24 protein-coding genes are annotated in these 25213 nt (G+C 71.9%); 12 read left to right on the plus strand and 12 right to left on the minus strand.

The window, feature by feature from the left end:
• Positions 1–9 precede the first annotated feature (9 nt).
• The 4 genes from AB0I32_RS04660 (at position 10) to AB0I32_RS04675 (ending at position 3929) form a co-directional block, all read left to right on the plus strand.
• Positions 10–1305 carry a sugar ABC transporter substrate-binding protein gene (locus AB0I32_RS04660; RefSeq protein ID WP_357503365.1) on the plus strand — a complete coding sequence of 432 codons (1296 nt, stop codon included), beginning with the start codon at positions 10–12 and terminating at the stop codon, positions 1303–1305.
• A gap of 127 nt (positions 1306–1432) precedes the next feature.
• On the plus strand, positions 1433–2386 hold the full coding sequence (locus AB0I32_RS04665; protein WP_357503367.1) for a sugar ABC transporter permease: 954 nt from the start codon (positions 1433–1435) through the stop codon (positions 2384–2386).
• The gene (locus tag AB0I32_RS04670; RefSeq protein WP_357503369.1) at positions 2386–3225 is read left to right on the plus strand and encodes a carbohydrate ABC transporter permease; all 840 of its coding nucleotides are present in this window, start codon (positions 2386–2388) and stop codon (positions 3223–3225) included. The genes AB0I32_RS04665 and AB0I32_RS04670 overlap by 1 nt, the downstream gene beginning before the upstream one ends.
• On the plus strand, positions 3222–3929 hold the full coding sequence (locus tag AB0I32_RS04675) for a DUF624 domain-containing protein (RefSeq protein WP_357503371.1): 708 nt from the start codon (positions 3222–3224) through the stop codon (positions 3927–3929). The genes AB0I32_RS04670 and AB0I32_RS04675 overlap by 4 nt, the downstream gene beginning before the upstream one ends.
• 57 nt (positions 3930–3986) lie before the next feature.
• On the opposite strand, the gene AB0I32_RS04680 is transcribed toward AB0I32_RS04675, so the two are convergent.
• From AB0I32_RS04680 to AB0I32_RS04705, 6 genes are all read right to left on the minus strand, one after another.
• Entirely contained in the window at positions 3987–4847 is an 861-nt protein-coding gene (locus AB0I32_RS04680; protein ID WP_357503373.1) for a sugar phosphate isomerase/epimerase family protein, read from the minus strand.
• Positions 4844–5995, minus strand: a complete 1152-nt coding sequence (locus AB0I32_RS04685) for a dihydrodipicolinate synthase family protein (protein ID WP_357503519.1) — start codon at positions 5993–5995, stop codon at positions 4844–4846. The genes AB0I32_RS04680 and AB0I32_RS04685 overlap by 4 nt, the downstream gene beginning before the upstream one ends.
• Positions 5996–6063: 68 nt before the next feature.
• Positions 6064–7194, minus strand: coding sequence for a Gfo/Idh/MocA family oxidoreductase (locus tag AB0I32_RS04690; RefSeq protein WP_357503521.1), 1131 nt, complete (start codon positions 7192–7194; stop codon positions 6064–6066).
• 693 nt (positions 7195–7887) lie between these two features.
• Positions 7888–8985, minus strand: a complete 1098-nt coding sequence (locus AB0I32_RS04695) for a LacI family DNA-binding transcriptional regulator (RefSeq protein WP_357503375.1) — start codon at positions 8983–8985, stop codon at positions 7888–7890.
• A 41-nt stretch (positions 8986–9026) separates the two neighbouring features.
• Entirely contained in the window at positions 9027–10232 is a 1206-nt protein-coding gene (locus AB0I32_RS04700) for a glycosyltransferase (protein WP_357503377.1), read from the minus strand.
• Positions 10233–10302: 70 nt separating this feature from the next.
• Complete coding sequence (locus AB0I32_RS04705) at positions 10303–10959, minus strand: ATP-binding protein (protein WP_357503379.1); 657 nt, start codon at positions 10957–10959, stop codon at positions 10303–10305.
• Positions 10960–11162: 203 nt separating this feature from the next.
• Here AB0I32_RS04705 and AB0I32_RS04710 point away from each other — a divergent pair, with 203 nt between their 5' ends.
• Positions 11163–11807: an RNA polymerase sigma factor gene (locus tag AB0I32_RS04710; RefSeq protein WP_357503381.1), complete on the plus strand. Its 645-nt coding sequence runs from the start codon at positions 11163–11165 to the stop codon at positions 11805–11807.
• Entirely contained in the window at positions 11804–12856 is a 1053-nt protein-coding gene (locus AB0I32_RS04715; RefSeq protein WP_357503383.1) for a CU044_5270 family protein, read from the plus strand. The genes AB0I32_RS04710 and AB0I32_RS04715 overlap by 4 nt, the downstream gene beginning before the upstream one ends.
• Before the next feature lie 84 nt (positions 12857–12940).
• On the opposite strand, the gene AB0I32_RS04720 is transcribed toward AB0I32_RS04715, so the two are convergent.
• Both AB0I32_RS04720 and AB0I32_RS04725 read right to left on the minus strand, forming a co-directional pair.
• Positions 12941–13453 (minus strand): DoxX family protein, encoded by a 513-nt coding sequence (locus tag AB0I32_RS04720; RefSeq protein ID WP_357503385.1) that lies wholly within the window; start codon positions 13451–13453, stop codon positions 12941–12943.
• Positions 13454–13623: 170 nt separating this feature from the next.
• On the minus strand, positions 13624–14433 hold the full coding sequence (locus AB0I32_RS04725; RefSeq protein WP_357503387.1) for an AraC family transcriptional regulator: 810 nt from the start codon (positions 14431–14433) through the stop codon (positions 13624–13626).
• 50 nt (positions 14434–14483) lie between these two features.
• Between AB0I32_RS04725 and AB0I32_RS04730 the strand changes: the two genes are divergently transcribed.
• Positions 14484–14897, plus strand: coding sequence for a DUF2000 domain-containing protein (locus AB0I32_RS04730; protein ID WP_357503389.1), 414 nt, complete (start codon positions 14484–14486; stop codon positions 14895–14897).
• A gap of 5 nt (positions 14898–14902) precedes the next feature.
• Here AB0I32_RS04730 and AB0I32_RS04735 read toward each other — a convergent pair whose 3' ends face one another.
• Genes AB0I32_RS04735 through AB0I32_RS04745 form a run of 3 tightly spaced genes read right to left on the minus strand, consistent with a single transcriptional unit; the run spans position 14903 to position 17894 of the window.
• Positions 14903–15574, minus strand: coding sequence for a lactate utilization protein C (locus AB0I32_RS04735; protein WP_357503391.1), 672 nt, complete (start codon positions 15572–15574; stop codon positions 14903–14905).
• Positions 15571–17070 carry a LutB/LldF family L-lactate oxidation iron-sulfur protein gene (locus AB0I32_RS04740; protein ID WP_357503524.1) on the minus strand — a complete coding sequence of 500 codons (1500 nt, stop codon included), beginning with the start codon at positions 17068–17070 and terminating at the stop codon, positions 15571–15573. The genes AB0I32_RS04735 and AB0I32_RS04740 overlap by 4 nt, the downstream gene beginning before the upstream one ends.
• A gap of 14 nt (positions 17071–17084) precedes the next feature.
• Entirely contained in the window at positions 17085–17894 is an 810-nt protein-coding gene (locus AB0I32_RS04745; RefSeq protein ID WP_357503393.1) for a (Fe-S)-binding protein, read from the minus strand.
• A 70-nt stretch (positions 17895–17964) separates the two neighbouring features.
• On the opposite strand from AB0I32_RS04745, the gene AB0I32_RS04750 reads away from it, so the two are divergent.
• On the plus strand, positions 17965–18720 hold the full coding sequence (locus tag AB0I32_RS04750; protein ID WP_357503395.1) for an FCD domain-containing protein: 756 nt from the start codon (positions 17965–17967) through the stop codon (positions 18718–18720).
• A 212-nt stretch (positions 18721–18932) separates the two neighbouring features.
• On the opposite strand, the gene AB0I32_RS04755 is transcribed toward AB0I32_RS04750, so the two are convergent.
• Positions 18933–19427: a MarR family winged helix-turn-helix transcriptional regulator gene (locus AB0I32_RS04755; RefSeq protein WP_357503397.1), complete on the minus strand. Its 495-nt coding sequence runs from the start codon at positions 19425–19427 to the stop codon at positions 18933–18935.
• Positions 19428–19544: 117 nt separating this feature from the next.
• Here AB0I32_RS04755 and AB0I32_RS04760 point away from each other — a divergent pair, with 117 nt between their 5' ends.
• The 4 genes from AB0I32_RS04760 (at position 19545) to AB0I32_RS04775 (ending at position 25130) form a co-directional block, all read left to right on the plus strand.
• On the plus strand, positions 19545–21824 hold the full coding sequence (locus tag AB0I32_RS04760; RefSeq protein WP_357503399.1) for an LLM class flavin-dependent oxidoreductase: 2280 nt from the start codon (positions 19545–19547) through the stop codon (positions 21822–21824).
• A 115-nt stretch (positions 21825–21939) separates the two neighbouring features.
• A complete protein-coding gene (locus AB0I32_RS04765) occupies positions 21940–22554 on the plus strand; it encodes a SprT-like domain-containing protein (protein ID WP_116673419.1) in 615 nt (204 codons plus the stop codon).
• Positions 22555–22558: 4 nt separating this feature from the next.
• Positions 22559–23599 (plus strand): 3-oxoacyl-[acyl-carrier-protein] synthase III C-terminal domain-containing protein, encoded by a 1041-nt coding sequence (locus tag AB0I32_RS04770; RefSeq protein ID WP_357503402.1) that lies wholly within the window; start codon positions 22559–22561, stop codon positions 23597–23599.
• 106 nt (positions 23600–23705) lie between these two features.
• Entirely contained in the window at positions 23706–25130 is a 1425-nt protein-coding gene (locus tag AB0I32_RS04775) for a Gfo/Idh/MocA family oxidoreductase (RefSeq protein ID WP_357503404.1), read from the plus strand.
• The last annotated feature ends 83 nt before the right edge of the window (positions 25131–25213 follow it).

Raw genomic sequence — 25213 nt, forward strand, 5'->3', positions numbered from 1 at the left:
AGAGTAGGAATGAACCGCAAGCTCATGAGCGCGGTCGGCGTTGCCGCCGCCGCGTCGCTGGCACTGACCGGGTGCGGCGCCGAGTCCGAGCCGGAGGCCCCCGAAGGCCCCGTCACCATCACGCTGGCCGGCTGGGACTTCGCGTCCACGCCGGAGTTCCAGACGCTCGCGGACGCCTACCACGAGGCCAACCCGGACGTCACCGTGGAGCTCAAGGAGTACCCGGCGGGCGACGACTACGACACGGCACTCACCGCCGACCTGTCGGCCGGTGCGGCGCCGGACGTCTTCATCGTGAAGAACCTGAAGAACTACGTGACGTTCCAGGAGGGTGGCACGCTCCTCGACATCTCGGACGTGGCCGCAGAGCTCGACCCGGCGACGGGTGGCCTCGAGCCGATGGCCGTCGACGGCAAGACCTTCGCGGTGCCCTACCGCCAGGACACCTGGCTGCTCTACTACAACAAGGCCATGTTCGAGCAGGCCGGTGTCGACCTGCCCGACGGCTCCTGGACCTGGGACGACTACGCCGACGCCGCCGAGAAGCTGACCAAGGGCCTCGACGAGAAGCAGGTCACCGGTACCTACCTGCACAGCTGGCAGTCCACCGTGCAGGGCTTCGCGCTCGCGCAGACCGATGGCGCCTCCATCGACGGCGGCGACTTCTCGTACCTCGCGCCGTACTACGAGCGTGAGCTCGCGATGCAGGACGCCGGTTCGCAGCCGTCCTACGCCACGGTCACCACGAACGAGCTGACCTACCAGGCGCAGTTCGGCACCCAGAAGGCGGCGATGATGCCGATGGGCTCGTGGTACATCGGCACGCTCGTGGCCGAGCAGGCCTCGGGTGCGGCCAACACGTTCGAGTGGGGCATCGCGCCCATCCCGCAGCTCGACGAGTCGACGACCGGCACGGAGAACACGCCGGTCAGCTTCGGTGACCCGACGACCATGGGCATCAACGCCGGGATCGACGAGTCGAAGATCGCCACCGCGAAGGACTTCCTCAAGTTCGCCGCGGGCCCCGAGGGCGCCGCCGCGCTCGCCGGGATCGGCATCACGCCGGCTCTCATCGACGACACGGTCGCGGACGCGATCTTCTCGCTGGAGGGCGTGCCCCAGGACGAGCTGTCCCGCTTCGCCTACACCACGCACGACACCCTGCCGGAGAACCCGGTGGGTCAGAACACGGCGGCCATCCAGACGATCCTGGGCGAGCTCCACTCGGCGGTCATGTCCGAGTCCACCCCTGTGGACGAGGCGATCACCGAGGCCGAGGAGCGCGTGGCCAACGAGGTCGGCTAACCGCCCTGCTTGGTTGTGGGCGCGATCGTCGCGCCTCGGACGCAGAGTCGCGACGGTCGCGCCCACAACCAAGAGCCCGCCCCCGTGCAGGCCCCGGAACATCAGTACTTCAGAGGAGATATCCCCCATGACGACACCGGTCGTCGGCAACCAGCGAACCCTCGGGTTCTCGCAGCCGGAGCCCTCGCGGCAGCTCAGAGCGCCGCGTACGTCGCTGAAGGTGCGCAATGCGCTGATCGGCTGGACGTTCATCCTGCCGAACTTCCTCGGCTTCGCGGTGCTCACCCTGACGCCGGTGATCACGCTGTTCTACATGTCCCTGACGGACTGGAACATCTTCGGGACCGCGGAGTGGGTCGGCTTCGACAACTTCACGCGGCTCGTGGGCGACAAGAGCTTCCACACCGCACTCGGCAACACCTTCTACTACGCCGCGCTGCACATCCCGATCACCATCGTCGTGTCGCTCGCCCTCGCGCTGCTGCTCAACCAGAAGCTGCGTGGCGCCGCGTTCTTCCGCACGGTGGCCTTCTTCCCCTACATCACCTCGATCGTCGCCGTCGCCGTGGTGTGGAACATGCTGTTCAGCCCGGAGTTCGGGCCGATCAACCAGTTCCTGGGTCTGTTCGTCGACGGCGACCTCCCCGGCTGGACCGTCTCCAAGGACTGGGCGATGCCCGCCGTGATCATTGTGGGCACGTGGAAGGACATGGGCTACTACATGCTCCTGTTCCTGGCCGGCCTGCAGACCGTCCCGGCTGAGCTGCACGAGGCCGCCCGGATCGACGGCGCCGGCTCCTGGCAGCGCTTCTGGAACGTCACGCTGCCCTGCCTGCGGCCCACGATGTTCTTCGTGACCGTCATGGTCACGATCCAGAGCTTCAAGGTCTTCGACCTGATCCTCGTCATGACCGACGGCGGTCCGGGTCAGGCGACCCTCGTGCTGAGCCAGTACATCTACCAGAAGGGCTTCGAGCAGTTCGAGTTCGGGTACGCCTCGGCCGTCGCGGTGGTCCTGTTCTTCATCTGCATCCTCGTGACCGTGGTGCAGTTCCTCTACAACAAGCGGAGGGATGCGTGATGGCCTCCCGTACGTCCACCGCCCGGAAGTCCGGCCGGGTACTGCTCTATGTCGTGATGATCATCGCGGCGGCAGGGATCATGCTGCCGTTCGCCTGGATGGTGATCTCGTCGCTGAAGCTCAACAACGAGGTGTTCACGGCACCGGTGCAGTGGATCCCCGACCCGGTGCAGTGGCGCAACTACCTCGACATCTGGGTCAAGGCCGACATGGTCACCTGGGTGCGCAACACCCTTGTGCTGTCCGTCGCCGTGACCTTCCTGCAGCTGCTGACCGGCAGCTTCGCGGCCTACGGCTTCGCCAAGATGCGCTTCCCGGGGCGTGACGCGCTGTTCCTGCTGTACATCGGGACCATCGCGGTGCCGTGGCAGTCGTACATGATCCCGCAGTTCCAGATGATCTCCGGCTGGGGGCTCAACAACACCCTGTGGGCGATCATGCTGCTGCAGGCGTTCGGCGCCTTCGGCGTGTTCCTGATGAAGCAGTACTACGAGTCCATCCCCGACTCCCTGTCGGAGGCGGCGCGGATCGACGGGCTGTCCGAGTACGGGATCTGGTGGCGCATCATCATGCCGCTGTCCGTGCCTGCTCTGGCGTCGCTCACGATCATCACGTTCGTCCAGACCTGGAACGACTACCTCGGTCCCCTCATCTACCTGCGCGACCGCCCGCTGTGGACCATCCAGCTCGGTCTGCAGTCGTTCATCGGTGAGTACAACGCCGAGCACGCGCTGATCATGACGGGCTCCGTGCTGTCGGTGCTGCCGATCGCGCTCATCTTCCTGCTCGGCCAGCGCTACTTCGTCCAGGGCATCGCGACGACCGGCGTGAAGGGGTGACCACCGTGGACGCCGTGGGCGCAGGGACCGGTGCGGCGGCAACGCCGCGCCGCCGGCAGCTGATCGGTCCGGAGACGTACGAGATGGTGTTCGGCACCGTCTACACCGGGCTGATGACGAACCTGCTCCTGGCGATCGCGTGCCTCCCCCTCGTCGTACTGGTCGCGGCGACCGACCCCGCCGCGACCTGGCCGTACGTCGCCCTGGCGGCTCCGCTGCTCGGCCCGGCACTCGCCGCGGCCTTCGCGGTGTTCGGCGCTTTCAGCTCCGACGGTTCGACGGCGGTGGTACGCACCTTCGCGCGCGCCTGGCGACGGCACCTGCGCCGCGGCCTCGCCATCGGGGCGCTCGCGACGGGCGCCGTGGTCGTGGCCGCCGTCGACGTGGCCTTCTTCTGGGGCCGCACGCTCGGAGCCCTGGTGATCCCGGTGCTGGTGACCCTCGCCGTCGGGGCGGTCTTGACCGCCGTCCTCGCCCTGGCCGCCGTGCCCGACATGGCCGGCACGCGCCTGCGCGACGTGCTCCTCGCGGCCCTGGTGCTCGGCACCCGGCGCTGGTACCTCTCGGCGGGCGCCCTGCTCGTGCTCGGACTGCTGCTGTCCGTCCTGGAGGTGCGCCCGGTCGTTGGCCTCGGCTTCGCCGCGGCGCCGCTGCTCTACGCGGTATGGGGCATCTGCCGCTTCACCCTCCGCCCGTCGCGGTAGAGCTCCGTCGCCGAAGTAGAGCGCCTGTCCGGACAGGCGCTCTACTTCGGCGATCCGTCAGAGGTGCGGGGCTACGTGCTTCTCGTAGCGGGTCAGGACCGTGGCCGCCGTCTCAGCGGTCGGGCGGGACCAGATCTCCTCGTTGAAGATCTCGGTCTCGACGTCGCCGACGTAGCCGGCGTCGCGGACCCAGCCCGTGATCGTCGCGAAGTCGATGTACCCGTCGCCGACGTGGCCGCGCGAGTTCAGCGGCTCCGCCGCGAGCGGCAGCACCCAGTCGCACACCTGGTACGACGCGATGCGGTCCTCCCGCCCCGCCCGGGCGATGGACTTCCGCAGCGAGGGGTCCCACCACACGTGGTAGGTGTCGACCACCACGCCGACCTCGGACGCCGCGAACGGCGCCGCCAGGTCCAGAGCCTGCGCGAGCGTGGAGATCACCGCCCGGTCGGCGGCGAAGATCGGGTGCAGCGGCTCGAGCACTATCCGCACGCCGTGCTCGGACGCGAAGGGCACCAGGTCCGCGATCCGGTCGGCGACGCGGCCGCGCGTGGCCACGAGGTCGCGGTCCACGCCGGACGTCGGGGCACCGCCCGGCGTCGACCCGGCGAGCCCGCCGACGACGAAGACCAGCTCCGTGGTGCCGATCGTCGCGGCCTCCTCGATCGCCAGCTTGTTGTCGTCGAGCGCGGCACGGATCCCGGAGTCGTCGGCAGCGGTGAGGAAGCCGCCGCGGCACAGGGACGACGCGCGCAGCCCGGCGTCGGCGATGATGCGGGCCGCCTGCGGCGCGCCGACGTCCTGCACCAGGTTGCGCCACGGCCCGACCGCGCCGAAGCCCGCGGTGGCCGCCGCCTCGCATGCCTCGGCGAGCGAGGCGTGCTTGACGGTCGCGGTGTTCAGCGAGGCGCGGCTCATGCGGTCACCCCGTACGTCGTCAGGAGGGCCCGGAGCCGTGCGGCGGCCAGCGGCGGGTCGAGCAGCATGCCGCAGCCGTCGGCCAGGCGGGCCAGCTCGACGAGATGGCGCAGCGAACGGCCGGAGTGCAGCCCGCCGACCAGCGAGAACCCGGGCTGGAACCCGTTGAGCCAGGACAGGAACGCGATCCCGGTCTTGTAGTAGTACGTCGGCGCCGCGAAGATGTGCCGGCCCAGCGCCTCGGTGGAGGCCAGGATCTTGTGCCCGCCCTCGGCGTCCCCGGCGTCGAACGCCTGCAGCGCCGTCGAGGCGGCGGGGTAGATCGCGGCGAAGATCCCGAGCAGCGCGTCCGAGTGGCCCTGCTCGTCACCGGCGATGAGCTCCGGGTAGTTGAAGTCGTCACCGGTGTACAGCCGTACGTCGGAGGCGCCTGCCGACAGCTCGGCCAGCGAACGGCGCAGGCCCACCTCGTGGGTCGCGTCGAGCAGGGACACCTTGACGCCGTCGATCCGCGGCTGGTGCGCCCGGATCAGGTCGAGGAACGTCGCGGTGGCGTCGTCGACGGAGTCCGAGCCCCAGTAGCCGGCCAGCGCCGGGTCGAACATGGTGCCCAGCCAGTGCAGGATCACCGGCTGCTCGGCGTCGGCGAGGACCGCGTCGTACACGAGGGCGTAGTCCTCGGGCCCGCGGGCGACCTTCGCCAGCGCACGCGAGGCCATGACGATGACCTGCGCCCCGGCGTCCTGCACCAGGTGGAGCTGCTCGCGGTACGCGTCGGCCACCGTGGCGAGCCCAGCGTTACCGGGCACCAGACCGGCGACGACGTCGGGCGTGAGCTGGTCGGTTCCCGCACCGCAGGCGACGCGGGCGCCCACCGAGGCGGCCTCGGCCGCCGACCGCCGCACGAGCTCCTGCGTCGCCGCCCAGTCCAGCCCCATGCCGCGCTGCGCGGTGTCCATCGCGTCGGCGACACCGAGACCGTGCTCCCAGATGCGGTGCCGGTAGGCGAGCGTGGATTCCCAGTCGACGACGGCGGGCGCGCCCGGGACGTTCTCCGCCCCGACCTGCGGCACCACGTGGGCCGCCGCGAAGGCGATGCGGGACTCGATGGGTCGTGACGGCTTCGTCCAGGGGCCGGGGGCGCTCAGCTCGACGGTCTCCGAACCGGTGACCCGGCCCTCGCCGTCGAACACGGGGAGCGCGACTGCCGCCCCGCTCACAGGGTGATCTCCGGGATGTCGAGGCGGCGGCCCTCCGCGGAGGACTGCAGGCCGAGCTCGGCGAGCTGCACACCGCGGGCCGCCGACAGCAGGTCGTAGCGGTGCGGGCGCCCGGCGACGACGTCGCGCAGGAACTCCTCCCACTGCAGCTTGAAGCCGTTGTCGAGGTCGGCGTTCGCGGGGACGTCGAGCCACTGGTCGCGGAACGGCTCGGTGACCGGCAGGTCCGGGTTCCACACGGGCTTGGGCGTGTGCGAGCGGTGCTGGGCGCGGCACTCGCGCAGGCCGGCGACGGCGGAGCCGTGCGTGCCGTCCACCTGGAACTCGACGAGCTCGTCGCGGAACACGCGCACGGCCCAGGACGAGTTGATCTGCGCGACGACGTCGTCCCCGTCAGGGGTGGTGACGTCGAAGATGCCGTACGCGGCGTCGTCGGCGGTGGCGGCGTACTCCTTGCCGGACTCGTCCCAGCGGGTCGGGATGTGCGTGACCGTCTTGGCCGTCACCGTCTTGACCTGCCCGAGGATGCCCTCGAGCACGTAGTTCCAGTGGCAGAACATGTCGGTGGTCATGCCACCGCCGTCCTCCTTGCGGTAGTTCCAGGAGGGGCGCTGGGCGGCCTGTGAGTCGCCCTCGAACACCCAGTAGCCGAACTCGCCGCGCAGCGACAGGATGCGGCCGAAGAAGCCCTCGTCCACGAGGCGGCGCAGCTTCACGAGGCCCGGCAGGTAAAGCTTGTCGTGCACGACGCCGACGGTCACGCCGGTCTCCGCCTGGAGCCGCGCGAGCTCGATCGCCTCGGCGAGGGTCTCCGCCGTCGGCTTCTCGGTGTAGACGTGCTTGCCCTGCCGCATCGCCTTCGACAGTGTCGCGGGGCGCAGGTTCGTCATGGCGGCGTCGAACACGATGTCGGCGTCACCGATCGCCGTGTCCAGGTCGGTGGTCCAGTGCTCCACGTCGTGCAGCGTGGCGAGCTCCTTGAGCTTGTCCGCGTTGCGGCCCACCAGCACGGGCTCGACCTGGACCCGGGAACCGTCGGGGAGCGTGACGCCACCCTGGTCGCGGATCGGCAGGATCGAGCGCACGAGGTGCTGGCGGTAACCCATGCGGCCGGTGACGCCGTTCATGGCGATGCGAAGTGTGGTCACGGGCGGGACTCCATCGTCGTGGCTTGGGAATGCGCTTTCCCGGAAAGCGTAGCGCACGACCCGCGGTGAGTACATGCGCCGTCCGTGGTTCGCGGCGCGGGGCCTTGGCTGGCTGGGCGGGGATCGCCGCCCGGCCGTTCAGGGCTGCTCGCATCGCCGAACCGCACGTTGCTGGTGTTCGGGTGTGCCGAGCCGAACGTTGGTGGTGTCCGGGTCGCTGAACCGCACGTTGCTGGTGCTCGGGGTGTGCCGAGCCGAAGGTTGGTGGTGTCCGGGTCGCCGAACCGAACGTTGCTCGTGCTCGGGTGTGCCGAGCCGAAGGTTGCTGGCGTCGGGGTCGCCGAACCGAAGGTTGACCGTGCATCTGTATGTCGAACCGCAACGACACGCCGATACGGGCGTGCTTCGTCGGCGTGCCGTTCGGTTCGGCGGACCCTTGGACCGTCAGCTTGCGGTTCGGCGAGTCCGAGCACGAGCAGCCTTCGGTTCGGCGGCCCGGACACGAGGAACCTGCGGTTCGGCGACCCAGACGCCAGCAACAACTTCCGGTTCGGCGACCCGGACACCAGCAACGTTCGGTTCGGCACATCCGAGCACCAGCAACGTTCGGTTCGGCGACCCCGACACCAGCAACGTGCGGCTCGGCACAGCCGGACACCAGCAACCTGCGGTTCAGCCGGCGATCCCCGGCGTGGAGTCGCGGAGGACGACCTCGCCGCGCACCGGGGCGGGCGTCTCGTCCTTGCGGCCGAGCGCCAGCGCGGTCGCCGCCTCGCTGACCTCGTCCAAGGGGATCCGCACGGTCGTGAGCCCGGGGGACACGTCACGCAGGGTGTGGATGTCGTCGAACCCGGCCACGGCGACGTCGTGCGGCACGCTCAGGCCCGCGTCGCGGACGGCAGCCATGGCGCCCACAGCCATGACGTCGTTGACCGCGAACACCACCTCCGGTGTCTCCGCAGCCGCCGCCTTGGCGGAGGTCGTCCTCCCGAGCAGCGCCGTCATCGCCTCGTGGCCGCCGTCCCTCGTGAAGCTGCCGCGCACGACGTCACGGTCGGGCACCGGGCAGCCCAGCTCGGCGAGCGTGCTCAGGAAGCCGCTCGTCCGGTCGGCCGCCGTACGCAGCCCGGGCGGTCCCGCCAGTACCCCGAACCGGCGGTACCCGATCCGGTGCAGCGCCCGCGCGAGGTCGCCCGCGCCCCCCGCGTTGTCGATCTCCACGACGGGCAGCCCGCCAACGGCCTGTCCGATCGTCGCCACGCCGCCCCCGGCCCGCTGGAACGTGGTCAGCGCCTGCTCCAGCGCGCCGGCCTCGCGCCGCAGCCGGTCCACGACCTCCGCCGGGTGTGTCTCCGGCAGGGCCTCGGGCGGCACGCCGCGGCTACCCGCGAGGATGATCGCGCGGGACCGCTGCCGCCGGGCCAGCTCGACGAAGGCGAGCTCCCGTTCGGGGCTGTGCTCCGTGGAGGACAGCGTGACGATCAGGCCCTCGCGCTCGGCGGCGCGGGCGACGCCGGCCGCGATGGTCGAGAAGTACGGGTCGGCGATGTCGTGCACCACGAGCCCGAGCGCCGACGTGCGGCCGCGAGCCATGGCCTGCGCGCTCGGGTCCGGCGAGTAGTCGAGCCGGCGTGCCGTCTCCAGGACACGTTCGCGCAGGTCCGCGCGGACGCTGCGGGTGGCGCTCCCGTTGATGGCGCGCGACGCCGTGGCGAGTGAGACGCCGGCCTCTCGGGCGACCTGGCTCAGGGTGACGGGGGCGTCGGACATGAGGTCATCTTGCCGTGTCCGACGCCCCTGTGGTCATCGAGTCAGACGCGGAGGGGCTTCAAGGCTGCTTCGCGGTGGGTGCGTTCGATGATCGTCGAGTAGCCGGCGATCATGCGGATGTGGCTGAACCGGGGTCGGACGGCGGTCCGGGCCGACTCCAGCTCCTCGCGCCGGGCGGCGGCCTCGATCCACGTCGCGGCGATCTCGGCGGGGTCGAACGACGTCACGAAACCGATGCGGTCCACTATCGACGGCGCGTCGCCCACGGGGGTCGTGACGGGCACCGCCCCGCACATCGAGCCCTCGATCAGGCACAGCGGCGCGGCCTCGCCGAACGTCGAGGTGAGCGCGACGACGTCCGCCGTCGCGTAGATCAGCTCCATGTCGTGCCGCACGCCCAGCAGGTCCATGTGGGCCAGCAGGTCGGGCCGGTCGTCGAAGATGCGGGCGAGGTCGTCCTGGAGGGCCGGGTTGGCCGCCGTCATGCCTGCGCCGCACATCAGCACGTGGCCGGTGGGCTCGAGCTCGAGGAACGTGCGGGCCGACCGGAGGAAGAGCTCGGGGTTCTTCATCTCGTCGTACCGCGCGGCGTAGACGACCACCGTCGCGTCGCTCGGCACGCCGGCCGCCCCCCGCAGGGCCAGCCGGCGCGCGCCCTGGACCGGGCGGAACCGGGCGAGGTTGATGCCGTTCGGCACCACGCGCAGCAGGTCGGCGGGCACGCCGGCCTCGCGGTACGCGTCCCGCGTCGACTCCGCACAGCAGACGACGGCGGCGAGCCGGCCGCGGTCCGCCGCGGTCAGCAGGTCGCCGAGGGCGTCGCCCTGGTGCTCGGGGTCGGACCGGTGCAGGCACGCGATCACCGGACGGTTCGGGAACGCGTCCTGGTTCACGAGCCGGAGCGGCTGCTCCTTGAGCGACAGCACCACGTGCGAGCTCTCGGCCTGGCGCACGGCGGCCGCGAGCTCCGTCTCCGTGAAGGTGCGCGGGTCATGGCCCGCGTCGGTGCTCCGGCCCAGTGAACCGATCCGGACGCCCGCGGCGCGCAGAGCGCGGTACCGGGGGTCGTCCTCCATGCGCTGGAGGGTGGCCTCACGCCTGACCTCGTGGTGCAGGCTCAGCACGGAATGCTGCTGACGGCCGCCCTGATGCAGACCGGCGACCACCGTCGAGTGCAGGACACGAGCCCCGCCACTGAAGAAGCCCTCGTACAGCGAGAGCACACGCAAGCTGTTGCGCTGGATCACAGACACCACCTCCTGCGCCCAGGGTGAGGCCTGGGCATGTGGGGTACGTGGCAATTCGGTTACGCGAGGATTACGTGTTCAAGGACTTTTGCACAAGGAGGTTTCGGATGTCCTTCTCCGCCTGGGCGGGTGAAGTCTCGCGGCAGCCCAGCGCAACCCACCGCTCGATCATCGCAGGCTCCGCGCGCAGCAGCGAGGTGCCGCGGCGCAGCAGCGTGCCCAGCGGTTTGCGGGCCTCGGCGACGTCCCGGAGGAACCGGAACCAGAAGGTGACCAGCCGCGGCCGGGACAGGCAGATCGCGTCCGCGAGCAGGCCCTCGGCGCGACAGACGTCGACCAGGTGCGCCGCGAAGATGCCCTCGGCGAGGATCAGCGGCGAGTCGCCGATGTCGAGCCGGCGGATCCCCGTCCGGCGCGACGTCGGGATGTCGTACACGGGGACGTCGGCGCGGCCCTCCGTCACGAGCTCGTTCAGCGCGGCGAGCGCGCCCTTGCCGTCCCAGGTCTCGGGGCTGTCCCAGTCCACGCTGCCGTACCGCTGCGGCAGGCCCGGATGGTCGATGTCGAGGTAGAAGTCGTCGAGCTGCACCACCGGCAGCCCGAGACGCTGCGTGAGCGACGTCTTGCCCGACCCCGACGGCCCGGTCAGCAGCACCACGCGTGCCCGGGGACGCCGGGCACCCGGCGGGAGGTCGAAGAGAGTGGGCTCGGGCGCTGGGTCGGTCACGAGAGGCAATTCTCCCGCACGCGGCCCGCTGCGCGCGCCGACGGCCCGCTGCGCGCGCCGACGGCCCGCTGCGCGCGCCGTCGGCCGGGGGCGCGAACACTTTCGTGTGCTCGCGGCGATACAGGGGTGACAGTGGGTGCGGCGAGGCGAAGGGGAAGCGATATGAGACACGTTCGTAGCGGGCCGGCGGCGGGACGCCCGACGTGAGCGCGGGAACGGTCCCGCGGGTGGGTCTGTGGGTCGGCGCCAGGGTCCCGGCCGGCCCGATGGCCGGCCCCGTGATCACCACCGACGCGTCGGTGATCGCTGCCGCCGACCAGGACACCGAGCTGTTCGCCGTGCTCTACGACAGGTACGCGGCGGGACTGTATCGGTACGCCTACCGGCGCGTCGGGGCCGAGCACGCCGAGGACGTGGTGGCGGAGACCTTCGCGATCGCGTTCCGGCGCAGGCGCACGTACGACCGGTCACGACCGGACGCCCGCCCCTGGCTCTACGGGATCGCCACCAAGGAGATCGCACGGTGGTACCGGTCCGAGGAGGCGCGGCTGCGGGCCTGGGCCCGCTCCGACGTCGGGCGCGACGAGGAGTCGCCCGCTGACCGGGTGGCCGAGCGCGTGAGCGCGAGCGCCGCACGGCCGGAGCTCGCGGAGGCGCTGCGGCGGCTGGCCCCGGGCGACCGGGACGTGCTGCTGCTGGAGGCCTGGGGCGACCTCACACAGGAACAGATAGCGCAGACGCTGGGCATCCGGCCGGGCACCGCCCGGTCGCGGCTGCACCGCGCGCGACGACAGGTGCGGGCCGCGCTCGGCGCGGGCGCGACGGACGAGCTGGAGGCGGGACGATGAACGACGAGATGACGATGCTGCGGGCTGCTGGGACAGACCTCGACCCGCGGGGCGGGGCGCCTGCGGCGCTGCGCGAGCGGGTGGTGGCCGGGTTCGTGGCCGACGGCGGTGCGGCGAGCGCGCCGGACCGGGCCGTGGCCGGTGACGTGATCCCGCTGCGCCGGCCGTGGGGGCGGCGGGTGGCCCTGGTCGGCGGTGTGGCGGCGGCACTCACCGGTGCGATGGTCCTGGGGCCGACCCTGGGTGGATCGGGCGACGGTGAGCAGGCGGGCCTGAGGATCGACGCGGCGGCGGCCGCGGTGCTGCAGGACGCGGCGGCGGCCGAGGCGGAGCAGGAGCCGTGGGCTCCGCGGCCGGACCAGTTCGTGTACACGAAGTCCGTCTCGAGCTACTTCGTGATGGAGGACGGCGTCGAGGTCCTGGCGTCGGGCGGCGACGAGGCGTGGACATCGGTCGACGGTCTGCACACGGGGCTCAGCGAGGGCTGGACCGACCCGAACGAGCTCGAACCGGACGGCAGCCGTGGGTCGGAGCCGCTCACGCCGTGCGCCGAGGGCACCGAGTCGTGGTGCGGGAACTTCCCGGCCTACCCGCAGGACCTCCCCACGGACGGGGACGTCGACGTGATGCTGCAGTACCTGCGGGACACCGCGGTGCCGGCTCTGGAGCCGTATCCGACCGAGTGGCCGGAGGCGGTCCCGGACACCGGAACCTTCGAGCGGGCGAAGGAGCTCCTGACGCTCGGCAGCATGCCGCCCCAGGCGCGCAGTGCCGTCTTCGGTGCGATCGCCCTGATCTCGGGCGTGACCGTCACGGGTGAGACCGCTGATGCGGCGGGCCGACCCGGGATCGCCGTCGGGTTCACGTATGCCCAGGGGAACCGGGACGAGCTGATCTTCGACGCGGAGACGAACGGGTTCCTCGGCTTCCGCAGCCTGTGGGACCCCGAGACCCTGGCGAAGGGGGTCCCCGCGACCGGCGACGGAGCGAGCTACGACATGGCGCTCCTGGAGTCCGGCATCGTGGACGAGGTGGGCCAGAAGCCCTGACCTGTTGCTCCCGCTGGAAGGACGTCGCTGGTCGAGGAGGTGCCTCGACCAGCGACGTCCTTGCTTGATCATGGGGGTGCCGGTTCAGCGCGAGGCGATCAGCCGCGAGCCCAGCACCTTCGCGGCGACGACGGCTCCGGCACAGGCAACCACCACGTTCTTGAGGATGTACTGCGCCTCCAGCGTCGGCACGACGCCGTCGAACAGCTCGCCCGGGAACAGCACCAGCGGCGACATGATCCCCGCCAGCGCCCCGTACAGCACGACCAGCCCGACCCGCAGGCCGACCCCGGTGATCAGCGTGAGCCCCACGAACGTCTCGATGATCGCGGTCATCAGCAGTGCTGCGCCGGCTGGGACCGTCCCCAGCGTGAGCAGGTCGATGGTGCGGGTCGCGAGCACCTCGGCGGGCGACGCGCCAGGGAAGAACTTCAGCATCCCGAAGTAGGTGAAGATCAGGCCGACGCTGATCCGCAGTGCGGTGATGCTGTGGGCGGCCAGCAGGCGTTCGAGCGTCCCGAACGCCGTGCGGATCGTGTCTGCGGTGCGGAGCGAGCCCATGCGGCGGGCCTGCCCGGTGTTCGTCATGGTGACCATCGCGGTGCCTCCGGTTCCGGGACACCCTGGTGGCGTCCATGGGTCAACCGTCCCGCCGTCGGCCCGCGCGAGAATCCGCCGCCCGGCGGCACCTGCACTGCGCCGCCCGACGTCGCCCGCCCGGCCCGCGTACGTGCCGTGCGGTACGCGAGGGTCGCGCCCACGACCGGCTAGCGGCCGGCTCCCCGCTGGTAGCGGCCCGGCGTGGTGCGCAGGAGGCGACGGAAGTGTCTCGTGAGGTGCGCCTGGTCGTGGAACCCGGTGGCGACGGCGACGTCGGCTGCGGGCTCCCCGGCCAGGAGCCGGCGGCGGGCCATGTCGAGCCGCCGTCCGACCAGGTACCGGTGGGGCGGGAGGCCGAGCTCATGGGTGAACGCGCGCACCAGGTGCGGCACCGTGACGCCGAGCTCTGCGGCGACCTCGGCCAGCCGGACCGGCCGCGCGGGATCGGCGTCGAGCAGGTCGCGGGCCCGCCGCGCGGTGGTGGTGCCGGCGGGTTCGCGCGGCGGCGTCGGCCGGCCGGAGAGGTGCCAGGCCAGGCCCTCCGTGACCAGGGCGAGCAGGCCCTCGGCCGCGAGGTCCTCGCGCACGGTGAGTGCCCGGTCCAGGCCGACGAAGCGAGCGCGGAGCGTGTCGTCGAGCACGAGCGGTGCGTCGACGGCGCGGCCGACCAGGCCGTCGTCGAGCACGGTGGGCTCCAGGTAGAGCACGCGCTTGCGGAAGCCGGCGGCGGTCACCGACCGCCCGTCGTGCACGACGCCCGGTGGCAGCACCGTCACGCCCGAATGCTGCGCGGCATGCTCCTGACCGTCCAGGCCGTAGCCGATCAGGCCGTGGTCGACCACCAGCACGGTCCACGTGTCGTGCGTGTGGGCGGGGTAGGCGTGCTCGTGCCAGGCGGCGTGCAGCACCTCGGCGACCCCGGGCACCCCGGGACGCCAGGCGCGCACGACATCCGAGTCCGCAGCGGGCGAGGCCATGTCAAGAACGTACAAGAATCCGGCCCGGCGGCGGCCGCAGTGTGAGCGGTATGACCTTCGAACAAGCCAAGATCGTGATCGTGCTGCGGGACGACCTGCTGGGCTGGCAGGAGAACAACGTGACCGCCTTCCTGGCCAGCGCCGTGACCGCCGCCTACCCGGAGCTCGTGGGGGAGACGTACCGCGACGCGGACGGCGTCGAGTACCTCCCGATGCTCGGCACCCCGGTGATGGTCATGGTGGCCGACGGCGACCAGCTCGCCACGATCCGCGAGCGCGCCGCCACCCGCGGGCTGCGGATCGGCCTCTACACGGCGGACCTGTTCGCGACGGGGAACGACGTCGACAACCGGGCCGCCGTCGCGGGCGTCGCCACCGAGAAGCTCGACCTGGTCGGGGTGGCGGTGGCGGGTGAGCGCCGCGTCGTGGACAAGGTGGTCAAGGGCGCGAAGCTGCACCCCTGACCCCCTCAGGACACCAGCACCACGTGCAGCGTCCGGGGGCCGTGCACGCCCTCGACACGTTCGAGCTCGATGTCGCTCGTCGCGCTCGGGCCGCTGATCCAGGTCAGCGGCCGGCCTGGCTCGGCGCCGAGCAGCCGTACCGCCTCGGGGACGGTCTGCACCACCTGGTCGGTCCGGACGACGCACACGTGCACGTCGGGGACCAGGGAGATCGCGCGCCGGCCCTGGTCGGGCTCGCCGTCCAGCACTATCGTGCCGGTCTCGGCGACGGCGACCCTGGCCGCGGTGATCACGGCGTCCACCCCGTCCAGCTCGGCCGCCGTCAGAGGAGCGTCCCGCGAGTCGCGCCGCACGTCGGCGTCGTCGATGGCGGAGAGCCATTCGCCGTCCAGCCCATGGGGCACGACGACGCCGCGCCGCTCGGTGGGCCGGGGCGTGGCCAGCCGGGCCAGCAGCGGCGGGAGCTCCGTGGGGGTTGCCCGGTGCACCTCGGCCTTGTAGTCCACGAGCCGGTCGATCAGCAGGTCCAGCACGACGTCGGACCCGGGGGCGTGCTCGCCCGCTGACCGGTACTCGCGGGGTACCACCGTGGGGGCCGCCGTCGACCCGGCGGAACCGGCGTCCGAGCCGAGCGCCGCCCGGATGCGCGACAGGATCTCATCCTTGGCGTTGGTCATCGCCCGTCCTCTCGTGCGTCCCACCAGTCGTGGAACGTCTGCTTCGGCGGTTCCGGGAGGTCCCGGGACCGGGTCCACAGCGAGCCGGGGAACGGCAGCCGCCTGATCACGCCGTTGCGGGAGATCGCGCGCAGCAGCCGCGGGACCCGGGCCGCGCGGCGGAACCGTGCGCCGTCCGCCATCGCGAAGGACGCCGCCTTCATCGCCGCCTTCCAGACCCGGTCGGCGGTCTCTGGCGACGCTCCCGACAGGGCCACCTCGCGGGCGCGCAGCTCCACGAGGATCGACGGGATGTCGATCTTGACGGGGCACACCTCGTAGCAGGCGCCGCACAGCGTGGACGCGTACGGCAGGTCCGACTTCTCGCCGGTGAGCTGCGGCGTCAGGATCGCGCCGATCGGGCCGGGGTACACCGACCCGTAGGCGTGCCCGCCCACCCGCTCGTACACGGGGCAGACGTTGAGGCACGCCGAGCAGCGGATGCAGTGCAGCGCCGCGCGCCCGGCCTCGTCGGCGAGCACCTTGGTGCGGCCGTTGTCGAGCAGCACGAGGTGGAACTCCTGCGGTCCGTCGCCCGGGGTGACGCCCGTCCACATCGACGTGTACGGGTTCATCCGCTCGCCCGTCGAGGACCGCGGCAGCAGCTGCAGGAACACCTCGAGATCGTCGAACGTGGGGATCAGCTTCTCGATCCCCATCACGGTGATCAGGGTCTCGGGCATCGTCAGGCACATGCGGCCGTTGCCCTCCGACTCCACGACGGCAAGCGTCCCGGTGTCGGCGACGGCGAAGTTGGCGCCGCTGATCGCCACCTTCGCGGACAGGAACTTGCGCCGCAGGTGCGCGCGGGCCGCCATCGCGAGCTCGCGCGGCACGTCCGTCAGGTCGGGCGGGGCGTCCGCCATCCGGTCAAGGAAGATGTCGCGGATCTCGGAGCGGTTGCGGTGGATGGCGGGCACCAGGATGTGCGACGGCATGTCGTCGGCGAGCTGGACGATCAGCTCCGCGAGGTCGGTCTCGACGGCCGCGATGCCCTCCTCGGCGAGCGCCTCGTTGAGCCCGATCTCCTGGGTGGCCATGGACTTGACCTTGACCACCTCGTCGGTCTCCTTGGCGCGCACCAGGTCGGCGACGATCCGGTTGGCCTCGGCGGCGTCGCGCGCCCAGTGCACCACCCCGCCGCGTGCGGTCACGTTGCGTTCGAGCTCCTCGAGCAGCTCGGGCAGGCGCGCCATGACGTCCGTCTTCACCGCGGAACCGGCGTCGCGCAGCGCCTCCCAGTCGGTTACCTCGCCGACCACGCGGGCCCGCTTGGTCCGGATGGTCGACGTCGCCCTGCCCAGGTTGCGCCGCAGCTGGCCGTTGTCGAGCGCGGCCTTCGCGGCGTCGGGGAACGAGGCGCCCCAGTGCAGCGGGTCCTCCGGACGCCCGACGCCGGACAGGGTCCCGGGCGCGGCGTCCGGGCTGGGCCCGCTGCCGTCGCGCGCGGCGGGCATACCGAGGAACGTGCTCATCGGGCCACCTCCTGCTGTGCGCCGGACCGGCTGGTGCCCGCCTGCCCCGGGACCACCGGCGACTCCCGCGTGGAGGCGAGGATCTCCGCCAGGTGCATGGGCCGCACGCCCGTGCCGCCCCGCGAGAGGCCGCCGCCGATGTGCATCAGGCACGACCAGTCGCCCGCGGTGAGCACCTCGGCCCCCGTGTCGACGACCGTGGCGACCTTGTCCTGGAGCATCGCAGCGGACGTGTCCGCGTTCTTCAGCGAGAACGTCCCGCCGAACCCGCAGCAGCCCTCGGCCTGGGCCAGCGGTGCCAGCTCCAGCCCCTCGACGGCCCGCAGGAGCCGCTCGGGCTTGTCGCCCACCCCGAGCATCCGCAGCGAGTGGCACGTGGGGTGATAGGTGACCCGGTGGGGGAAGTACGCACCGACGTCGGTCACGCCGAGCACGTCGACCAGCAGCTCGGACAGCTCGTACGTGCGCTCGGCGACGGCGCTCGCGGCCCGCGCCTCGGAGTGCAGCCCGGCGCGTTCAAGGACCATCGACTGCTGGTGCCGGATCGACCCCGTGCACGAACCGGACGGCACCACGACGGCGTCCCACTCGCCGTCGGCCACGGGGGCGAACGTGCGCACGTGGTTCTGGACCACCGGGACGGCCTCGGCGAGGTAGCCGGTGTTGACGTGCATCTGGCCGCAGCACGCCTGGCCCGCCGGGAACACCACCTCGTGGCCCAGCCGCTCCAGCAGCGTGACGACGGCCCTCGGGGCCTGCGGGAACATGGCGTCGGCGATGCACGTGGAAGCCAGGGCGATGCGCATGGGCACTCTCCTTCGAGGTCTTACCTCACCATAGCCCACTGTGGACAGACCACAGAAGTACAATCGCCCGGTGAGAACCCACGAGCGCGTACTGGCCCAGATCGAGTCAGGCCTGAGCGCGGGCAAGTGGTCCATCGGCGAGCGGCTCCCGGCGGAGCGGGCGCTCGCCGAGGAGCTGGGGGTGTCCCGCCCGTCCGTGCGCGAGGCGATCCGCATCCTCGAGGCGATGGGCATCGTGCGCACCGCCGTCGGCTCTGGCCCGAGCGCGGGCGCCACCCTGATCGACCGGCCCGCGGCCGGCCTCGGCGCGGCGGTCCGGCTGCACGTGGCGTCGGGCACGCTGCCCGTGTCCGACGTCGTCCGTACGCGCGTGCTGCTGGAGGCCGGTGCGGTGCGTGACGCCGCCGCGCGAGCGACCGACGACGCCGCGCTGGCGCGGGCGCGTGAGCACGTCGAGGCGATGGCGGACCCCGGTCTCGACTCCGCCGCCTTCCTGGAGCACGACCAGGACTTTCACATCGAGCTGGCCCGCCTGGGCGGGAACCAGCTCGTCGAGGCCATCCTGAGCGGTATGCGCGCCGCCGTCGCCTCGTATGTGGCGGCAGGCGCGGAGGCCGTCCAGGAATGGCCCCGGACGGCCGCGCGCCTCAGCGCGGAGCACCGCGCGATCCTGGACGCCGTCGCGCGGCACGACGGCGTCCAGGCGGAGCGCCTGATGCGTGAGCACATCGAGGGGTTCTACCGTGAGACGGGTCTGGACGAGCGCGACGGCGTGTCTCCGAAGCCCTCGACCGTCGCGGTGCAGGGCAGTGCGCCGGTCTCTTGATCCGGCCCTGTCTGACTCTGCCCGGTCTGACTCAGCCCTGTCTGACTCAGCTCTGACTCAGCCCTGGTACAGCCAGATCCAGTTGCCGTCGGGGTCGGTGACGGCACTGTTGCGGGGCATGCCCTCAGGGGTGTTGATCGCAACGGCCTCGATGGCCCCGGCCGCGATCGCTTCCCGGTGCGTGACGTCGACCCGCGGTCACGATCTACGTACTAGGCAGGCTTGATCGCCTGCACCACGGTGCGGCACGGGTTGTCGTCCGGGCCCGTGCCGGTCGCGGCGCGCTCCAGGAGATGCCGGAGCAGCAGGCGCTGCTCCGGCTCGAGCCCGGCGAGCAGCTCCTCCTCCGCGGCCGCCACGCGGGCCTGCATCGCGGCGAGCACCTCGAGGCCCTTGTCCGTGGCGACGATGCGCCGTGCGCGCCGGTCGGCCGGGTCGAGCTGCCGCTCGACGAGCCCGCAGCCCTCGAACGCGTCCAGCAGATAGGTCATCACCGTGCGGTCGATGCCGAGGGTGGCGGCGAGCGCCGCCTGGCTCGGCAGGTTGCCGTGCACCACTGCCGTGAGCAGCTGGTAGCCGCGCGTGCCCTGCGGCAGGTCGTCGGCCGCGGCGTCGACCCGAGCGCTCCAGTCGCGCAGGAGCGCGGCGAGCGACCAGCCGAACAGGGAGTGCTGGTCCGTGCGGGTCTCGGTGGGCGTGGTGCTCATGCCCCCATCCTACGGGAATGTGCGGTCTCCCAGAAGAGTTGTTGCTAATATCATCTTCTGAACAGACGATCTGCCGCGAGGTGCGGCGGACGAGGCGACACGAGGGACACCGCGCGCATGACCGACTACGGGCACGACCTGCTCTTCGGCACGTTCATCACCCCCACCAACAGCGATCCGCAGGCGCCCGTCCGGCTGGCGCAGCTCTCCGAGCGGCTGGGCCTCGACCTGGTCACCTTCCAGGACCACCCGTACCAGCCGTCGTTCCTCGACACGTGGACCCTGATGTCGTGGGTCGCCGCGCAGACCGAGCGCATCCACATCTCCGGGAACGTGCTCAACCTGGGCATGCGGCAGCCGGCGCTCGTGGCCCGGTCGGCCGCGAGCCTCGACCTGCTCAGCGGCGGCCGGTTCGAGATGGGCGTGGGCGCGGGCGGCTTCTGGGACGCGATGGCGGCGATGGGCGCGACCCGCCGCACGCCCGCCGAGTCCGTGGACGCCCTCGAAGAGGGCATCGAGATCATGCGCGGCATCTGGGACGCGACCAACCGCACCCCGCTGCGCGTGCCCGGCCGGTTCCACCGGGTCGACGGCGCCAAGCGCGGCCCCGCCCCCGCGCACGACATCCCGATCTGGCTCGGCGCGTACAAGAAGCGGATGCTCCGCCTCACCGGCGCGAAGGCCGACGGCTGGCTGCCCTCCCTGCCCTACTTCAAGGAGGGCGACCTCGCCCGGGGCAACGCGACCATCGACGAGGCCGCGGAGGAGGCCGGACGCTCGCCGAGCGAGATCCGCCGCCTGCTCAACCTGGGCGGGGCCATCACGGATCGCTCGACGGGCCAGCTCCAGGGCCCCGCCGACCAGTGGGTCGAGGAGCTCACGCTCCTGGCGCTCGAGGACGGCGTCAGCGGGTTCATCGTCATGGGCGACGACCCGGACCAGATCCGGGCGTTCGCGGAGGACGTGGTGCCGGCGGTGCGGGAGGCCGTTGCGGCGGAGCGACGGTCGGCCGGCACGGTGCCCGCGTCCGCCCGCCGTGGTGCGGTGGCACTGACCGCGCGACGGCAGGGGATCGACTACGACTCGCTCCCGCCGGAGCTGGCGGCGCGGGCGGTCGAGCCGGGCGACCGCGAGTACGAGGCGGTGCGGCACAACTACCTGCGCTCCGGCGCGCCGGGCCTCGTGCTGCGGCCGCAGGGCGTGGACGAGGTCGCCGCAGGCCTGGCCTGGGTGCAGAAGCAGGGCGTCGAGTTCGCCGTCCGCTCGGCCGGGCACGGGATCTCCGGCCGGTCCACGAACGACGGCGGCGTGGTGCTCAGCATGAGGGGCCTGCGGTCGGTCGAGGTGGTCGACGAGGCCACACGCCGCGTGCGGATCGGCGCGGGAGCCACCTGGGGCGAGGTGGCGGCTACGCTCGCACCGCGCGGCTGGGCCATCACGTCGGGCGACTACGGCGGCGTGGGCGTCGGCGGGCTCGGCACCACCGGCGGCATCGGGTTCCTGGGCCGGCTGCAGGGCCTGACGATCGACCACGTGGTCGCCGCCGAGGTGGTCACGGCCGACGGCCGCGTGCTGCACGCCTCCCGCGACGAGCACCCCGACCTGTTCTGGGCGCTGCGCGGCGCCGGCGGGAACATGGGCGCGGTGACCTGGCTGGAGATCGAGGCCGGAGCCGTCGGAGACGTCGTCTTCTCGCAGATGACGCTCGACGCGACCGACACCGCGGGGCTGCTGGAGAAGTGGGGCGCCGCCGTCGAGGCGGCCCCACGCGGACTCACGTCGAACATCATCATCGCCCCCGGGCGTGGCGGTCAGTCGCCGATGGCCCAGCTCATGACGGTGATCGCCGCAGAGGGCGCCGATGTCGACCCGGACGAGGCCATCGCCCAGCTCGAGCTGCTGGCCGACGCCGGTCCGCTGCTCGGCCACCAGGCGCAGCTCCTGCCCTACTCGGGCGTGGTGCGCCAGGAAGACGCCCACCACTCGGGCGGCGGCGACCCGTCGGCCAGGTCGGGTCTGCTCACGCACCTCGACCAGTCCACGAGCCGGGCGATCGAGCGTCTGCTGGGTTCGCGGGAGTCGTACTTCATGGCGGTCCGGGCCACAGGCGGCGCGACGAACGACGTCGCACCCGACGCCACGGCCTACGCGCACCGGCACCAGAACTTCAACCTCTCGGCGCTCGGCTCGAACCAGGACCGGCTCAACGGGGCCTGGGACGCCGAGATCGGTCCCGTGATGGACGGCTCGTACCTCTCCTTCGACACCGACAGCCGGCCTGAACGGCTGCTGGAGGCGTTCCCCGAGCCGACCCTCGCCCGGCTGCGCACGGTCAAGGCCACGTACGACCCGTCGAACGTGTTCCGGACCAACTTCCCGATCCCGCCGGCGGCCTAGCCCTCTTTGGTACGGCGGCTGTGGATAACCTCGCGTGGGTGTCAGTGGAGCCCCGTAGGTTCGACGACGTCCGGAAGGGCCGGACGCAGACACCACGATCACCGCAGGGGTACGCATGAACCTTGTCGCCGCCTCGCGCCTGGCGCGCGAGCTGATGGACCAGCACGGCCTGAAGGCCTGGACCTTCGAGTTCGACGACGCCGTCCGGCGCGCCGGGATGTGCAGCTACGGCAAGAGGCGCATCAGCCTCTCCGCGCCGCTCACCCGCATCCACGACGAGCGGGAGGTGCGGGACACGATCCTGCACGAGGTCGCACACGCGCTCGCGGGGCCGAAGGCGAAGCACGGGCCGGTGTGGCGCGAGGTGGCGGTGCGGATCGGGTGCTCGGGCCGGCGGTGCGTCGACCCGTCCGCGCCGTCCATCGACGGGCCATGGGTCGGGGCGTGCCCGGCCGGTCACCGGACGACGCGGTTCCGCCGACCGCCGGGCATCATGTCCTGCCGGTCGTGCCGTCCACGGTTCGACCTGGCCAACCTGGTCGCGTGGACGTACAAGGGCCGCAACGCGGCGATGGGTGAGCGGTACGACGCCCAGCTGCGCGGCGCGCTCCGTGAGGTGGGCGAGACGCTGGAGACGGGGCCGGGAGCCGAGGAGCGCGTGGTGCGGGCCGCTCGGGAGCGGGTTCCGGGCCTGGTCGTGGAGCCGTTCGACCTGAGCGCGCTACGTTGATCTCATGGCTACGTCGCCCGCAATCGCACTCCCGACCGGCGCTGCCGGCTCCCGCATCATCGGTCTCGGCCACCACCAGCCGCCGAGGACGCTCACGAACGATGACATCGCCGGGCTGGTGGAGACCAACGACGAATGGATCCGGTCGCGTACCGGCATCGTCACCCGCCACGTAGCGGCCGACGACGTCACCGTCGCCGACATGGCCACCGCCGCCGCCGAGCACGCGCTCGCCGATGCCGGTGTGACCGCGGACGAGGTCGACCTGGTGATCGTCGCGACGGCGACCAACGACGACCGCTCGCCCAACACCGCCGGTCGGGTCGCGTACGCGCTGCGTACCGGGGTCCAGCCGGGGGCCTCGACGCCAGAGGGCGAGGAGGCGCCGGACCTGCGGAACGTCGTGGGCCCTGCGGCCATCGACATCAACGTGGCCTGCTCGGGTTTCGCGCACGGGATCGGCCTGGCCGACCAGGCGATCCGCACCGGGTCGGCGCGTACGGCCCTGGTGATCGGCTCCGAGAAGCTGACCGCGTACACCGACTGGACCGACCGTTCGACGTGCATCCTCACGGCCGACGGCGCGGGCGCCGCGGTGCTGCGGGCCGCTGACGTTCCCGCCGTCGGACCGGTGGTGTGGGGCTCGGAGCCGGAGCTCACGCCCGCTGTGCGCATCGAGGCACCCGAGGTCAAGTTCCAGCAGGACGGCCGGGCGGTCTTCAAGTGGGCGATCACGCGCGCCGCCGACCGGGCGCGGGAGGTCGTGGCCGCGGCCGGGCTGAGCCTCGACGACATCGAGGTGCTGGTCGCGCACCAGGCCAACCTGCGGATCATCGAGCCGCTGGCCAAGGCGCTGGGGCTCGAGGGCAAGGTCGTGGTCACGGACATCACGGAGTCGGGCAACACGTCGGCGGCGTCCATCCCGCTGGGCCTGTCCAAGTGGTGGCACGCGGGCAGGATCCCGGCGGGTGTGCCCGCTCTGCTGTTCGGGTTCGGCGGCGGTTTCGCGTGGGCCGGGCAGGTGGTGCTCACCCCGGAGCGCTGACCTCGGGCGGGTGGACAGGCCATGGACAGCGCTTTCCCGGCGCCGTATCGTTTCAGTCCCATCCCTTCCACCCGACGTCGACGACGACCGAAGGAGCTCCTCACCGATGCCCGAGCCGATCCCTGAGCCCACCATCGAGCCGACCACCGAGCCGATCACCGGTCCGACACAGGAGCCCGTGCCGCCGTCGGGCCCGCTGCCCGAAGGGCGCCGCCGCTACGCGGTGGTCGGAACGGGGCACCGCGCGTCCATGTACATCAACGCCTTGATCGGCACGCACGCGCCGGACGGGGAGATCGTCGCCTGGGTCGAGCCCAACCCGGTGCGCGCGGCGGCGTACGAGGCACGTGTGGCGGCCGCACTCGGGGGTATCCGGCCCGTGTACGCGCCGGACGACCTCGAGAAGGCGATCGCCGAGCAGTCCGTCGACCGCGTGATCGTCACGTCGATCGACCGCACGCACGGCGACCTGGTGGCGCGCGCGCTGCGGGCCGGCGCCGACGTCGTCGTGGAGAAGCCCCTCGCGGCCCACCCCGACCAGGCCCGCCAGATCGTGGACGCCGTCGCCGAGACGGGGCGCGACCTCGTCACGACGTTCAACTACCGCTACTCGCCGCGCAACAGCGCGCTGCGCCAGGTCATCGCGAGCGGCGAGATCGGCCGCGTGTTGTCGGTGCACTTCGACTGGGCCCTCGACACCGTGCACGGCGCCGACTACTTCCGGCGCTGGCACCGCGAGAAGGTCAACAACGGCGGCCTGCTGGTGCACAAGTCGAGCCACCACTTCGACCTGGTCAACTGGTGGATCGACGGCGTGCCCGAGCGCGTGTTCGCCACCGGCGGCCGGCGCTTCTACGGCGACGACGGCGCGCACGAGACGGGCTACGAGCCCACCGACGCCGAGCGCGCGCTGAACGAGCGCGGCATCGACCCGTGGCAGCTCTCCGTGGAGAAGAACGAGTGGCTGTCCGCGCTGTACGGGCCCGAGGCCCAGGCGGTGGACGGCTACGTGCGCAACCGGTCGGTGTTCGACGAGGGGATCACCACAGAGGACACGCTGGGGCTCGTCGTCGAGTACGAGGGTGGCGCCCTGCTGACCTACTCCCTCACCGCGCACGCGCCCTGGGAGGGCTACCGCGTGGTGGTGAACGGCACGCGCGGCCGGGCGGAGCTCGAGGTCGTCGAGCGCGGTTCGGTCGAGTTCGGCGAGAACGGCGCGGCGATCCTCGACCCGAGCGCTACCGAGGTGTTCGCCACGGACCCGGTACGGCCGATCGGCGAGCGGCTCGTGGTGCAGCGGCACTGGGAGCGGGCCGAGGAGCGGCCGATCGTGCGCGGCGGCGGCGGGCACGGCGGCGGCGACGCGCTGCTCCTGGCCAGCGTGTTCGCGCCGGCCGCGGAGCCGGACCCGCTGGGCCGGGTAGCCGGCTACGTCGACGGCGTGCGCGCCTCGTCGGTGGGCTACGCGGGCAACCGCTCGCTGGAGACGGGCGACCCGGTCCGCATAGCGGACCTGAACCTGGGCGCCTGACCCCAGCTCCGCGAGGTAGAGCGCCTGTCCGAACGCACGCTCTACCTCGCTGACCACTTGTCCGCGAAGTAGAGCGTGTGTCC

This window comes from Promicromonospora sp. NPDC050249 (assembly GCF_040656015.1).
Taxonomy (GTDB): domain Bacteria; phylum Actinomycetota; class Actinomycetes; order Actinomycetales; family Cellulomonadaceae; genus Promicromonospora.